Below are 13,755 nucleotides of genomic sequence, written 5' to 3' on the forward strand. Positions count from 1 at the left end.
CCGCGGCATGGCCGGACGCCGACCGGATTACACGCCCCGCACGACATTTGTCTCGCGCCGCGCCGTAAGCTCCCGGATCCGCCCCGCGACCGCAGCGTGCTCCTCGGGGAAGTCGCCGCGCAAGAGCTCCTCCGCAGGCTCGCAGTCGCCGAGCTCCCTCGCCGCCTCCGCGTTGAGCAGCCGCTCGTCCGGTGCATCGGCGGCAAGGAGCTCGAGCAACCTCCGCAAGCTCGCCTCCGCCCGCGCCAAGCGCGGGGCCACCGCACCGTCCTCCTCGCCGCGTGAGCGCGGGCCGGGACGGCTGCTCGCGGAGCGGCACCGAGAGTGCCGTGGTCCAGCGGCGGAACAGGGCGTCGCGCGCCTCGGCGTCCGCGCCTGCCGCCATCGCGTCGGCGATCGCGCGCGTCCTGGGCGAGGAGCGCGGCCACCGTCGTGGCCGGGGCCCCAGCCACGCCCAGCGGGACGCCGGCAGCGTCCCGTCCCAGCTGGCGATGTGTGCGGGGAAGTCCGCGTACCGGCTGCTCCGGAAGTGGGCGCACCCCACATCGAGCCTCTGCACCGCGAACCCCGCGAAGCGCCCGCCGCCGCGCGCGCAGAGGCCGATCCGCCCGCCCGCAGTAGAGCTAGGTCCGTGGACGCCGCCGCGGGGGCGCCATACCCGCCGCCTTGCCCCGGGCCTCGGCCGCCCCGCCGCGGGCCTCGGCCGCCCCGCCGCGGGCCTCGGCCGCCCCGCCGCGGGCCTCGGCCGCCCCGCCTCGCGCCTCGCGGGACCCCGCGTCGTCCCGGCGGACCTGGACCTTGCGGCCCTTCAGCCGTGTGGCGCGCAGCGCCTCGATGACGGCGTCCGCCGCGTCGGCCGGGACCTCCACCGTGGAGAAGCCGTCGGCGATCTCGATGGCGCCGATGTCGCGGGAGCTCAGCGACGCCTCGTTCGCGATGGCGCCGACCAGATCGGCCGGCCGGATGCCCGCGTTGCGCCCCGCGCTGACGTACAGCCGGGCGACGTTGCCGTCGGTCTCCCGCGCCTCTCGCGTCTCCCGCCGCGGCCGCGCCTGCGCCTCGCCCGGGCGCCCGCGCGCCCCCGCGGGGCCGCGCGGCGCGCGGTCGTCGCGGGCGCGCTCCGGCCCGCGCGGAGGCGGCCGGAACGACGGGATCTCCGCCTCTTCCTCCTCCCGGTCCCCCTCCGTCGCGTCGTGGGCGAGCTTCACCGCCGCCGCCGCGATGTCCATCACGTCGAACTCGTCCGCGAGCCCCTCGACAACGACCCGGAACCGCTCGGCGCCGCCCTCGATGAGCGCCTCCCGCAGCGAGGCGCGCGTCAGCTCCAGGCGCCGCGCGCGCAGGTCGGCCACGGTCGGGAGGGTGGCGGCCTCGATGCGCTGCCCGGTGAGCCGCTCGACGTTGCGGATCAGGTAGTGCTCGCGCGGCTCGACCAGCGTGATCGCCGCGCCCTCGCGGCCGGCGCGCCCCGTCCGGCCGATGCGGTGGACGTACACCTCGGGGGCGCAGGGGACGTCGTAGTTGATGACGTGCGAGACATGCTCGATGTCGAGCCCCCGCGCCGCGACGTCGGTGGCGACGAGCAGCTCGGCCGTGCCGGCGCGGAAGCGGGCCATCACGCGATCGCGGTGCTCCTGCGAGAACCCGCCGTGGAGCGCCTGGGCCTCGTAGCCGCGGGCGCGCAGCGCCTCGGTCAGCTCGTCGACCTCGTTGCGGGTGCGGCAGAAGAGGATGGCCGACGACGGGTCCTCCATGTCGAGCACCCGGGTCAGCGCTGCGGACTTGTGCGCCCGCGGCACGATGTACGCCGTCTGGCGGACGCGGGGGAGCTCGCCCGGGGCCGCCTTCTCGCCCGCGATCTTGACCCGCACCGGCTCGCGCAGGTGCCGGCCGGCGATCGCGGCGATCCGCGGGGGCAGGGTCGCGGAGAAGAGCACGGTCTGCCGCGCGCCCGGCGTGGCCGAGAGGATCTCCTCCAGCGCCTCGGCGAAGCCCATGTCGAGCATCTCGTCGGCCTCGTCGAGCACGACGGTGCGGATGCCGTCGAGCGCGAGCGTGCCGCGCCCGATGTGGTCGAGCGTCCGGCCCGGCGTGGCCACGACGACGTGGACCCCGCGGCGGAGCGCGCGCAGCTGCTGCCCGAAGGGCTGGCCGCCGTACACGGACAGCACCTGCACGCCGAGCCGGCGGCCGTAGCGGTGCATCGCTTCGGCCACCTGCATCGCCAGCTCGCGGGTCGGCACGAGCACGAGCGCCTCGGGGAGGCGGGGCGGCTCGCCGCCGATCTCGAGGCGCTGGAGCAGCGGCAGCGCGAACGCGGCCGTCTTCCCGGTCCCGGTGGCGGCCTGTCCCAGCAGGTCGCGCCCGGTCAGCAGGTGCGGGATCGCCTCGCGCTGGATCGGCGTGGGCTCCTCGTAACCGAGCTCGGCGAGCACGCCGAGGAGGGCAGGTGCGATGCCGAGCGCGGCGAAGCTGGCGGACGAGGGGGTCGTCTCCACAGGGGCTCCTCATGTCATGGTCGCGCACCGGCGCCGTTGCAACCCGGCATCTGGCGCGGGGCGCAGCGCGCGCGGCAGGCGAGCCCCGCTGCCCCGATCAGCCGAGCTTCGCGGCGACGGCGCGGTACCGCTCCGGCAGGCGCGCGGCGTCCAGCCGGCCGAGGAGCGCGCGCGCGGCCTCCTGCGCGCGGGGGCTGCCCTCGGGCGCGCGGCTCACCGCCTCGAGGTAGAGCTCGAGCGCGCGCCTGCGCTCCGCGAGCGCCTGCGCGGCCCGGCCCCGGAGCTCGAGGATCTCGGCCTGCTCCGCGCAGAGCGCCGCGTACGCGCCGATCTTCTCGTGGTCGCCGAGCAGCGTGGCCGCGCCCGCGGCGTCGAGCCGGTCGAGCATGTCCCGCATCGGGCCGAAGAGCCCGTCGGCGGTGGTGCGGACGAGCAGCTCCGCCTCGTCGAGCTGGCCGGCGCGCCGGAGCCCGGCGATCCGGCCGATGGCCTCGGCCAGCTGCTCGATCATGCGGAGGATGTAATCGCGCTGTCGGAGCGACATCGGGTCTTTCGTTCGAGTCTAGAGCGCCGAGCACGTTGATCGAGCGAGAAATGAGCCGCCGAGGCGCCAGGGACGCCAAGAACAGAACACTTTCTTGGCGTCCCTGGCGCCTCGGCGGTTCGAGACCCTGCTCTTTTCTGTGGTTTCAACCCGTTGGTCGCTCTGGCCGACCGCGGCTCCGCGGCGTGCGCCGGCGGCACCAGCTTTGCTCCACCGGTGGCTCACAATGGGGGTCATCAAGGCCTAGGGGCCACCACCAGGACCGATATGTCGGTCCCCAGCGGCGGCGCTGCCTCGCCGCTCCGGCGCACGATCCTGCCGCCTTCATGGCTGGCTTTCCCGCCGAGCTCGCATGGTACGATCCGGTCATGCGCATTTCGCCAATGCTCGCGCTGCTCGCCGCCGCGTCGCTCGCGGCCTGCGTTCGTTCCCCCGCGCCCGCGGCGGCGCCCGATGACTTCGCGCCGTCCGCCGCCGACGTCGGGCCCTGGTACACGTCGGCGCCCGATCTGACGGCGATCCCACCGGGGATCGAGGCGCCGGAGCAGCGGGCCGCGCGGCTGCAAGCCAAGGCGATCCTCGTGGATGGCCACAGCGGCGTGCCCTCGCTGCTCCTCGGCGGCTCGTTCGCTCAGGTGAGCTCGGACGACGGGCTGATGGCCGCGGAGGTCGCCAGGATCAAGGCGGCGGGCGTCACCGGCGCGTTCTTCCCGATCCACGTCGGCCCGTCCGCGCCGCCTTCGTCCTCGCGGCTCGGCGGCAGCGCCGCGCGCCGCGCGCTCGATCTCATCGAAGCGACCCACCGGCAGGTCGAGCGCCACCGTGAGGCGCTGGTGCTCGTGCGCAACGCGAAGGACATGCGCCGCGCCGAGCGCGACGGCAGGATCGCCGTGATCATGGGCATCGAGGGCGGGCACGCCATCGAGAACTCCCTGCCTGCGCTGCGCTCGTTCTACCGCCTCGGCGTCCGCACCATGGCGCTCACGCACATGACCACGAACGACTGGGCAGGCTCCGCGGGAGGCGCGCTCGATGCCGGGTACGTCCGCGACCGCGGCCTCTCCCCCTTCGGTGAGGCCGTGGTCCGCGAGATGCAACGGATCGGCATGCTTGTCGACGTCTCGCATGGATCGGACAGCACGTTCCAGGGCGTCATGAAGGTGGCCAAGGCGCCGATCATCACCTCGTCCACGATGCCCGCCGCCGGCCACCGCCGCCGCAACCTCGACGATTACATGCTGCGCGCGATCGCGGAGAACGGCGGCCTCGTCATGGTGAACTCCTGGGCGCTCTTCCTGGACGAGGCGTATGCCGAGCAGTCGGCGCGCTTCGCGCAGAAGTACGGGGCGCACCTCAAGGAGCTCGGCGAGAAGCTCCCGGGCGACACGAAGGCGCTCCGCGAGGAGATCGAGAAGCTCAGGACCCAGGACGGGGAGAAGACGCCGCCGCTGTGGCGGATCATCGACCATATCGACCACGTGGTGAAGGTCGCGGGGATCGAGCATGTCGCCCTCGGCTCCGTCTTCGAGGGGAGCGAGGCGCTCAAGGAGGGGCTCGCAGGCAGCGCCGGGGCCCCGAACATCACGCTGGAGCTCATCCGTCGCGGGTACTCGGATGCGGACATCCTCCGCTTGCTGGGCGGGAACTTCGTGCGGGTCCTCGAGCAAGCCGAGGCCTACGCGGCCGCGACGGAGACAACGCTGTCCGGGGACGGCAGCACGCAGCAGCTCAGCACGGCCGAGCTGGACGAGCTGCCGTTGCCGACCCCGCTGTCGCCGATCCCGCTGTCGCCGCCCTCGACGCCGCTGCTCCCGACGTCGCGGGGGCGGGTATCGTGGGAGATCGTTCCGCTGCCCTCGCCGCCGCTGCGAACGGTCCCGCGGCCCTCGAAGGCCGGAGCGCCGGAGCCCCCGCCCTCGGAGCTCAGGCTGTCGCGGTAGCCTCTCTCCGTCGACAAGCGGTCGAGCCGTGTTTAGCGTGGCCATCCTCCGCGATGCGAACGGCGGCGCGAACCCTGACCCGGCTGCGAACACCCACGCTTTCAGCGGCGCTCGCCGCCTGCTTGTCGGGCGGCGCGTGCGCAGGGGAGCCGCCCGCGCCGGACGGCCAAGGCGGCGGCGGCCAGGGCGCCGGCGCGCACCCGGTGACGACGACCACGTATGGGAGCGCAGTGACGGGCTTCGGCGGCGCCCCGGGGGAGCTGCCGCACGCGTTCACGGTGGCCGGCGTCGTCACCGACGGCGCGGCGCCGCTCGAGGGCGCCATCGTGATGCAGGCCGGCGGGGAGCCGGCCCTCGTGACCGGCCCGGACGGCGCGTTCTCCATCGAGATCACGCGGGACATCCCGGGCCAGCCGACCGTGGTCGCGGCGAAGATCGGATACCGGACGGACGGCATTGAATTCGAGGTCGTCCCCGACGGGCCGGTGGAGATCGCACTTCGCCGCGCGTCGCCGCCGGACAACGCGCTCGGCTACACCTACGGCGATCCGGGCGACGGCGACCCGCACAACTCGACGCGGTTCTGCGATCACTGCCACACGACGCTCGTGGCCCAGTTCCTCGAGTCGGGGCACGCGCGGTCGGCCAGGAGCCCGCTCCTCCAGGCCATCTACGCCGGGGTCTCGATGGCCCACACGGACGAGGCCTCGTGTGGCGCCGCGGGCGGGCGGTGGAAGGCCGGACGCGTCCCGGGGAGCGAGGGCGGCGCCGCGATGCGGTGTTATCTCGGGAGCGGCGTGCTGCCGGATCTCAACCCGTCCTGCGGCGGGGGAGCGCAGCCCTCGTGCGACGATCCCGCGCTGCCCGAGGCCGTGCGCCCGGTGGCGTTCGGCGCGTGCGCCGACTGCCACGCCGCGGGGATCGACGGCCCCGCGGGCGGGCGAGACCTCCTCGAGGCCACCGGCATCGCGTTCGAGAAGGGCGACCACTGCGACGCTTGCCACAAGATCCGCGACGTCGATCTGAGCAAGCCGCCCGGGGTCGCCGGCGCCCTGATCGTCCAGCGCCCGCAGGAGACGAGCTCCCCCGATCCCTCGTCGAGGCTCCTTGAGGTGATGTTCGGCCCGCGGCCGGACGTGCCGAACAGGTTCATGGGCGGCAGCTACCAGCCGAAGTTCTCGGCCTCGGAGCTCTGCGGCGGCTGCCACGAGCAGAAGCAGGCGGCGCTCCTGCCGGGCGCGGCGCTCGATCCGGTCCGCTGGCCTGACGGGCTCCCGATCCATCAGACGTTCTCCGAGTGGGCCGCGAGCTCCTGGAACCGCCCGGCCACGCAATGCCAGGCCTGCCACATGCCGGGGGTCCTCTCGCTGAAGAGCAGCCTCGACGTGACGAACGAGGCGAACGCGAGCGTCTCGCTCGGCTTCGTCCGCCCGGCGGGGACGGTCCGCTCCCATATTTTCCGCGGCCCGCTGGAGGGGTCGCCGCGGCTCATCCGGGGCGCGGTCGACGTCCGCATCGACGCCTCGGCGGCGCCGGGCGAGCTCGCGGTCACGGTCTCCCTGGCCGGCGGCGCGGCGGGCCACGCCGTCCCGACCGGGGAGCCGATGCGCGCGCTCGTGCTCCTCGTCGCGGCGGAGGCGTGCGGCGCGCCCCTTTCGCCGTCGCGCGGCATGACGGTCAACGACACCGGCGGCGCGCTCGCGGAGGCGCGCGTGGGCCAGGGCGCGGCCCTGACGGGCGCCCAGCTCGCCTGGGACGAGGGCGCGGCGCGCGCGAGGGCGGGCGACGTGGTGCGGATCGTCCGCCCGACAGGCGTCTACGACGATTACATCGGCATCGGCCGCTTCGCGGACCCGTCGCTCGACGCCGCGGACAAGGGTCTCGAGGTCCGCGCGCCGGTCGGCGAGGCGCGGGTGGTCGCCGCGGGCGGCGGCGCGATCACGCTGAGCGGCGCGATCGCCGCGCAGGACGGGGATCTCGTCTACCTCGGCGCGCCCCTCGCCGCGGCCCCCGCGGACGGCCAGCCCGCGGCCGCGTTCGCCGGCGCCGCGGGCTATACCTTCGCCAAGGTGCTCGTCGATCCGGCGGGCGCGCGGCACGCGCCGCAGCACCGCGCCGTCGACATCGCCAGCGACAACCGCATCGCGCCGGGGAGCGTGGCGGTGACGTCGCACGGCTTCGCGATCCCCGCGGGCTGCTCGGCGACCGCGAACGTCACCGCCACGCTGCTCTACCGGCCTGTCCCGCTCGCCCTCGCGCGGGAGCGCGGGGCCTTCGCGCGCGATTACCTGGTCGCCTCGGCGTCCTCACCTGTGCCGCTCGACTGAGCAGCGCGGAGATCAGGAGAGGACGCGGACAGATCCCTCGCTATTGGCAGTTCTGGCGCGGCCGCCCGGGATGTGGGAGATGGGCCTGGCCCGCGGGGGCCGCGACGCATCCGATGAGCATGGCCCATTACGTCTCGGTCTTCCTCGTCTCGCTGTCGGCGATCTTCTTCGTCGTGGATCCGCTCGGCATCGTGCCGCTGTTCCTGACGATGACCGCGGGCGATCCGCCGGAGAAGGTGCGGCGCACGGCGCGGCGGGCGTGCGCCGTCGCCGGCGGGCTCATGCTGTTCTTCGCCCTCTTCGGCGGCGTCGTCTTCAAGGTCTTCGGCGTCTCGCTGGCCGCGTTCCGCGTCGCGGGCGGGCTGCTCTTGCTCGTCACGGCGCTCGACATGCTGCGCGCCCGCTCCTCGGCGACGCGCACCACCCCGTCCGAGGAGCAGGAGGGCATCGCGAAGGAGGACGTGGCGCTCGTGCCCCTGGCCATGCCGCTCCTCGCCGGGCCGGGCGCCCTCGCCACGGTGATGGTGCTGATGGCGCGCGAGGGCAACGACCCCGTGGCCATGGGGCTGGTGCTCGCCGGCGTCGCCATCACCTTCATGGCCTCCTATTTCGTGCTGCGCGGCGCGGGGCTCGTGCAGCGGGCGCTCAAGGCGTCCGGAATGGCCGTGCTCGAGCGCGTCATGGGCCTCATCCTGGCCGCCATCGCCGTGCAGTTCATGGCCGACGGGGTGAAGGAGCTCTGGCACGGGTGACGCGCGTCCGGCGTCGCCCGGCGCGTCGCCCCGCGCGTCAGTTGAGCTGGCCCGCGCGCCGCGGCGCCTGCTTCATGCACAGGACGAGCGCGTCGCGGAGCCGCGCGAAGGTGGATACCCGCGACATGTCCACGCCGTCCACGAGGAGGCCGCGCGCCACGTCGGGCCGGATGCCCACGATGATCCCTTTCGCCCCGAGGAGCTCCACCGCGCGGACCAGCGACAGAAGGATGTTCCCGAGCGAGGCGTCGATGGAGTCGACGCCGGTCAGATCGATGATCACCACCCTGCAATGGGTGTTCGACACCGCGCCGAGGAGCCCCTGCATCATCTGGTCCGCCCGGCAGAGATCGACCGCTCCGAGCACCGGCATCATCAACACGCCCTCCCAGACCTGGATGATCGGCGTCGACAGCGTACGGATCGTCGCCTGCTGTTCCGCGTTGACGGCCCTCGTGCGCGAGAGCTCCTGCGCGAGGTCGTCGAGCCGCCTCAGGTTGCTCGCCGCGACCGCCTGGGCGATCTGGACGAGCTCCTCCCGCTCCCTGAGCGCATCCCCGAGCTCCCCCAGCGCCGCCGCGATCGCGCCGAGATCGTCGCCAGGGTCCGTCCCCTCGGCGAGGGCTGCGTCCGCGTCTCCCTCCTTGAGCCGCTCGATGTAGCGTAGGATCGCCTGCGCCCGCTCACCCGGCACGACGCCCCCGGAGCATCTCGCTCTTGAGCTGCTCGTAGACCGTCTCCGAGATAAAGCTCGTGAAGCAGCGCGAGTGGACGAACTGGCCGTCCCGCTTGAAGACGCTCGAGTTGATCAGCACGTGCTTCATGCTGCCGTCCTTGGCGCGGAGGCGGGCCGGGTAGGAGGCCAGCTTGCTGGTGCCCGCGAGCGAGCAGAGGATCTGGTCTATCACGTCCTTGTCGACGTGGAAGTCGGCGACGTGTCGATTGATGTACTCCTCGCGCGTATAACCGAGGAGCTCCAGCTCGAGCTTGTTCGCCCACAGGATCTTGCCGTTCGCGTCCACCAGATGGACGCCCAGCGAAGCGTTGTCCAGGACGTCATGCCAGTCTTCCACGCGGTCCTTCGTCCCCATCGCCACTCTCTCCCGGTCGTGCTTCGACCTTGACTTGTCTGGCCCGACGAGCGCCCGAGGTGCGGTGTCCGCGAAGGCGCTGCCTGCCCGCTGCTGCTCAGGTTACAGGAGAATGGGGAGCTCGACGAGGGGAGTGGTCGTCGCGGTGGGGTCGGGCACAACTCAGGAGAGCGTGAAGGCGGGTTGTCGAGGAGCTCGCTTGTCGGCTCGATGCGGCGGGCTCGGCGGCTCGACGTCGCTACGCGGCCGGGCCGCCGCGGCGCGCGCTGGGCTCCCCACGGAAGACGTGCGCGTGGGCGCGCGCGAGGTCGCCGAAGGCGCGGGGCGCGCGGCCTGTCACGCGCTGAACGACGTCGGTGACGCGGTCCTCGGCCCCGTCGCGGATGGCGAGATCGAGGCTCACAAGGAACGCGGCGTAGGGCGATGGGATACCCGCCCGGACGAGGTACGCGCGAGCGTCCTCCTCGCCGGCGCGGACGTGGCGTATCGCCCGGCCGGCGATGCGCGACACGATGGCCGCCACGTCATCGTAGCTGAGCGCCTCCGGGCCGGTGATGACGTGAGATGTGTTGTGCGGCGCGCCGTCGAGGAGCGCGCGCGCGGCGACCTCCGCGATATCGTCGGTATCGACGAAGCCGATGCGGCCGCCGCCCGTCGCGGTCGTGAGCTCGCCTCGCCCGGCGATCGCCGCCGCGTGCGGGTGGCGCGGGTCGATGAAGTTCTGCATGAACCACGACGGTCGGAGGACGGTCCACTCCGGAGCGCGCTCGCGGAGCGCGCGGTGGACGAGGCCGAGCCCGGGGCTCCCCTCCGCCACGGGCGACGCGCTGAGCAGGACGAGGCGGCGGGCCCCGCTCGCGAGCGCGCGCTCGACGAAGGGCAGCATGAGCGCCGAGGGATCCTCGACCATCGCGGGCGCCACGAGGTACACGCGATCGGCGCCGCGGAGCGCGCCCTCGTGCGTCGCGGCGTCGGCCCAGTCGAAGCGGGCGTGCTCCACGCCGTCGCGAGCGGCGGGCGCCGTCCGGCTCGCGGTGCGGACGCGCGCGCCGGCGGCCGCGAGCCGCGCGGCGACGGCTCGCCCGGTGGTGCCCGTCCCGCCGGTGATCAGGACGAGCGGCCGATCGCTCCCTGCGCGCGCCCTCATGACGCCCCCTCGCGATGCTTGTCGAGCTCGCCGCCGAAGGCCTCGAGGACGGGCGCTGGATTCCAGTACTCGCGGTAGCGCACGACTCGGCCGTTCCTCGTCGCCACGATCATCACATAGTCCTGCTCGTAGCGTTTGCGCGCGGGCCCGATGGTCGCCGAGCCGTGCACCTCGGCGAGCGCGACGTCGGGATCGGTCGTCGGATACCGCCGCACGTCGCGGAGCTCGAGCCCGTGGAAGCTCTGGAGGATGCCCTCGAAATGGCGCCGGATGGCCGCCTTGCCCTCGAGGCGCGCCGGCGCGCCGAGCGCCGGCGCGTACGGGAACTCGACGGTTGCGTCGTCGGCGAAGAGGTCGAGCCAGCGATTCATGTCACGACCGATGAGATCGAGGAGCGCGTCGAGCGCCTGCGCGGCGTCGAGCGGCCGGGAATGCGGCAGGGGGTGCGTCATGGAATGTCCTTTCCTTTCGTGTCGACGAGGCCAGCGTAGGGGCGCCGCGATTGCCGCGCGTCCAGCTCCACGATCCGCGCGTCCACGGTCCACGGCCGGCGCCGCTCGCGCGGCGGGGCGCGCGCGCCGGCGTGGCGCGGCCCGCCGCGTGGTGTAGAGTCGATCGCGCCATGTCCGCCGCGTTCGACGAGCTGGCCCGGAGCGTCGTGCTCCGCGAGGCCGAGGTGAGGCGCTTCGCGCTCGGCGATCGCTGGGGCAAGCGGCAGCCGGCGCAGCGCGCCGCCGCCCGGGTGTACGCGGCGCTCGGCGGCGGCGGGTGGATCGACGTCGCGCGCCGGCGGCTCGCGCTCGGCGCGGGAGAGCTCGTGTTCCTGCCGCGCGCCGAGGAGCACGCCATCCGCGATCGGCCGACGACCTCGCTCGCGCACCCGGAGGCCCTCTGCCGCGGGATGCGCGCCGTGGCCGACGACGCCCTGGCCACGGAGGCCCCGCCGGAGACGCGCCTCGTGGTCGTCGATCTGCACGTCGACGCGGCGGGCGCCCCGTGGGTCGCCCTGCTGCCGCCAGCGGTGCACGTCGCGGGCGCGACGCCGGGGCTCGCGCGCTGGCTCAACGACACGCTCGCGCTGCTCGCCGGCCCGCCGGCCCTGTCGGCGGCGCTGCGCCGCTCCGTCGGCGAGGCGTGGGCGCACGCGCTCTTCGCGAGCGCGCTGCGCGACCCCGCGGCGTCGCTGCCGCGGCGGGACGCGCTCCGGGACGAGCCGATCGCGGCCGCGCTCGCGCAAGTGCGCGCCTCGCCCGAGCGCGCGTGGGAGCTCGGGGACCTCGCGCGAGCGGCCGGGCTCTCGCGATCCGCGTTCGCCGCGCGCGCGACGGCGCTCCTCGGCGAGCCGCTCGGCCATCACGTGCGCCGGCTGCGCCTCGAGCGCGCCGCGATCCTGCTCGGCGAGACGACGCTCCCGGTGAAGCTCGTCGCCGCCCGCGTCGGCTACGACAGCGAGCCCGCGTTCGGGCGCGCCTTCGCGCGCGCCCACGGCGTGAGCCCCCTCGGTTACCGGCAGGCGAGGCGGCGAGAGCACGACGGCGCGCGCACCGTCGGACGCGCAGGTTGACCAGGTGGAAGCGCTGCTGAGCGGCGCAGCTGGTATCATGTCCACGCGGATCTGAGCACCAGCTCCCACGCGCCGGCGCGCGGTGCGCGGCTTTCGGCGCGGTGTGCCCGGCGGATGCCGTATCCTCCCGCGAATGCGGCAAAGCGCGAGGATAGGTATCCTGCTCGTCGCGATGGCGGCGTGCGGCGGCGATGGCGATGATGGGGAGTCCACCGCTGGCGCCGGAGGCGCCACGCCGGGCGCGGGCGGCGCCTCCGGCTCCACGTCGGGCGCGGGCGCCGCCGGTGGTTCGTCGCCTGGCGCGGGGGGCTCCACGCCGGGCGTCCCGGCCTACGGCCGCTTCGGCCAGCCCACGACCACCTTCACGCTGCCGGAGCCGGCCCCGAGGGAGGGGAAGCTCCCCGAGATCGCCTATCCCGATCTCGCCGGGTCGTTCCCGGAGGTCGACTGGAGCGCGCTCGATCGGCTCTACATTCCTGCTGGCCGCTACCGGAGCATCCTGCTCGGCGGCCTGCCCGAGCGGAGCGCGGAGCGCCCGCTCGTGATCACGAACCTCGGCGGACAGGTCGAGGTCGGGGGCGACGCCGCCAACCACGTGTTCGTGATCAAGGGCGGAAAGGGCTGGATTTTGACGGGCCGCCACGATCCTGTCTCGAAGACCGGAGACGAGGGGTTCCGGGGGCACGCCGAGGGCGCGTTCGCCCATGGCCAGGGGACGTACGGCATCTTCATCGACGACGCGTTCAGCAAGGAGGGCCTCTCGGGGCTGGCCATCGGCGGAGGCGCGTCGGATTTCGAGCTGGATACCCTCGAGGTCGCGCGCGCCGAGTTCGCCGGCATCGTCGCCAAGACCGACGACGACGGGAAGGCCACGATGCGCAACGTGAAGATCCACGACCTCTACGTGCACGACGTCGGCTCGGAGGGGATCTACTTCGGCAGCACCCAGGCGCAGCCGCAGCATGCGTTCGAGCGCCTCGAGGTGTACGATAACCGGTTCCTCCGCACCGGCACCGAGGCGCTGCAGGTCGGGCAGCTCGGCTCGGACTGCGAGATCCACCACAACGTCATCGGGCCGGGCGCGGTCCGGTGGCGGTCGGCGTTCGACCATTACCAGGATGGCAACGTGCAGTTCGGCCAGCGCTACGGCAGCTCGAGCTTCCACCACAACATCGTGATCGGGACGGGCGACCTCTTCGTCGAGCTGTTCCCGACGCGCGTGGACGGCGATCCGCGCTCGCCGTCGGACACGATCTCGTTCACGGACAACTACTTCGCCGACACGTCGCTGAGCGGGGTGTACACGCACGCGGTGGACACCGGCGCCACGATACGCTTCGAGCGCAACGTCTTCCTCGGCTTCCACTTCACCTATGGCGAGGTGTACCCCGACGCGGACGAGCCGGTGCAGGTCTTCGCGGTGGGCAGCAACGCGCCGAACCCGCACATCCTGAAGGGCAACCGGGTGGACGGGCCCTATCCGTTCATCAAGTGGCTCTTCGACAGCGTGCAGGCCGAGGACAATCCGACGGTCGCGGTGGAGCGGGTCCGCTTCCGAGACTTCATGGGGGGCGGCCTCGACGAGGACTACCGGCGCCTGGAGTGGTGGACCGACCGCGCGACGCTCAGCCCGGACGAGCGTGCCGTGACGTACCCCAAGGGCGCCCATGTCCTCCACCAGGGCGCGCTCTACGAGGCGCTCGCGGAGAGCCAGGGCAAGCAGCCCAATCAGCACCCCGACGTGTGGCGCGCGCTGCCCGCTCCTGCGGACGATGTCCGTTTGAGCGCCGACTCGCCGCACCAGGGGCTCGGCGTCCGCTGGCCGCCGCCTTAAAATCCCAACAATCTCCCCGTCTCCCCGCCTCCCTGTTCAATTCCTCTTTGCTAAAATA

12 protein-coding genes are annotated in these 13,755 nt (G+C 73.5%); 5 read left to right on the plus strand and 7 right to left on the minus strand.

Annotated elements, in window-relative coordinates; all coding sequences use genetic code 11:
* Positions 1 to 27 precede the first annotated feature (27 nt).
* The 3 genes from WMF34_RS03775 to WMF34_RS03785 form a co-directional block, all read right to left on the minus strand.
* Complete coding sequence (locus WMF34_RS03775; RefSeq protein ID WP_044963888.1) at positions 28 to 261, minus strand: hypothetical protein; 234 nt, start codon at positions 259 to 261, stop codon at positions 28 to 30.
* A gap of 362 nt (positions 262 to 623) precedes the next feature.
* Positions 624 to 2,498: a DEAD/DEAH box helicase gene (locus WMF34_RS03780; protein ID WP_012233335.1), complete on the minus strand. Its 1,875-nt coding sequence runs from the start codon at positions 2,496 to 2,498 to the stop codon at positions 624 to 626.
* A gap of 97 nt (positions 2,499 to 2,595) precedes the next feature.
* Positions 2,596 to 3,042 carry a DUF6483 family protein gene (locus WMF34_RS03785; RefSeq protein WP_012233336.1) on the minus strand — a complete coding sequence of 149 codons (447 nt, stop codon included), beginning with the start codon at positions 3,040 to 3,042 and terminating at the stop codon, positions 2,596 to 2,598.
* Between the two features lie 368 nt (positions 3,043 to 3,410).
* On the opposite strand from WMF34_RS03785, the gene WMF34_RS03790 reads away from it, so the two are divergent.
* From WMF34_RS03790 to WMF34_RS03800, 3 genes are all read left to right on the plus strand, one after another.
* A complete protein-coding gene (locus WMF34_RS03790) occupies positions 3,411 to 4,982 on the plus strand; it encodes a dipeptidase (RefSeq protein ID WP_012233337.1) in 1,572 nt (523 codons plus the stop codon).
* 122 nt (positions 4,983 to 5,104) lie between these two features.
* Complete coding sequence (locus WMF34_RS03795) at positions 5,105 to 7,309, plus strand: hypothetical protein (protein ID WP_437992432.1); 2,205 nt, start codon at positions 5,105 to 5,107, stop codon at positions 7,307 to 7,309.
* Positions 7,310 to 7,428: 119 nt separating this feature from the next.
* A complete protein-coding gene (locus tag WMF34_RS03800) occupies positions 7,429 to 8,061 on the plus strand; it encodes a MarC family protein (RefSeq protein WP_044963890.1) in 633 nt (210 codons plus the stop codon).
* A 37-nt stretch (positions 8,062 to 8,098) separates the two neighbouring features.
* On the opposite strand, the gene WMF34_RS03805 is transcribed toward WMF34_RS03800, so the two are convergent.
* The 4 genes from WMF34_RS03805 to WMF34_RS03820 form a co-directional block, all read right to left on the minus strand.
* Complete coding sequence (locus WMF34_RS03805) at positions 8,099 to 8,755, minus strand: STAS domain-containing protein (RefSeq protein WP_012233340.1); 657 nt, start codon at positions 8,753 to 8,755, stop codon at positions 8,099 to 8,101.
* A complete protein-coding gene (locus tag WMF34_RS03810; protein WP_437992433.1) occupies positions 8,745 to 9,134 on the minus strand; it encodes a PAS domain S-box protein in 390 nt (129 codons plus the stop codon). The genes WMF34_RS03805 and WMF34_RS03810 overlap by 11 nt, the downstream gene beginning before the upstream one ends.
* A gap of 256 nt (positions 9,135 to 9,390) precedes the next feature.
* Positions 9,391 to 10,299, minus strand: a complete 909-nt coding sequence (locus WMF34_RS03815) for an NmrA family NAD(P)-binding protein (RefSeq protein ID WP_012233342.1) — start codon at positions 10,297 to 10,299, stop codon at positions 9,391 to 9,393.
* Complete coding sequence (locus WMF34_RS03820) at positions 10,296 to 10,751, minus strand: nuclear transport factor 2 family protein (protein ID WP_012233343.1); 456 nt, start codon at positions 10,749 to 10,751, stop codon at positions 10,296 to 10,298. The genes WMF34_RS03815 and WMF34_RS03820 overlap by 4 nt, the downstream gene beginning before the upstream one ends.
* A gap of 170 nt (positions 10,752 to 10,921) precedes the next feature.
* Here WMF34_RS03820 and WMF34_RS03825 point away from each other — a divergent pair, with 170 nt between their 5' ends.
* Together WMF34_RS03825 and WMF34_RS03830 are read left to right on the plus strand one after the other, a co-directional pair.
* Positions 10,922 to 11,863 (plus strand): AraC family transcriptional regulator, encoded by a 942-nt coding sequence (locus WMF34_RS03825; RefSeq protein WP_012233344.1) that lies wholly within the window; start codon positions 10,922 to 10,924, stop codon positions 11,861 to 11,863.
* A 133-nt stretch (positions 11,864 to 11,996) separates the two neighbouring features.
* Positions 11,997 to 13,697: a right-handed parallel beta-helix repeat-containing protein gene (locus WMF34_RS03830; protein WP_437992434.1), complete on the plus strand. Its 1,701-nt coding sequence runs from the start codon at positions 11,997 to 11,999 to the stop codon at positions 13,695 to 13,697.
* Positions 13,698 to 13,755: the final 58 nt, after the last annotated feature.

The sequence above is a fragment of the Sorangium sp. So ce145 genome (assembly GCF_051525985.1).
GTDB classification, from domain to species: domain Bacteria; phylum Myxococcota_A; class Polyangia; order Polyangiales; family Polyangiaceae; genus Sorangium; species Sorangium cellulosum_B.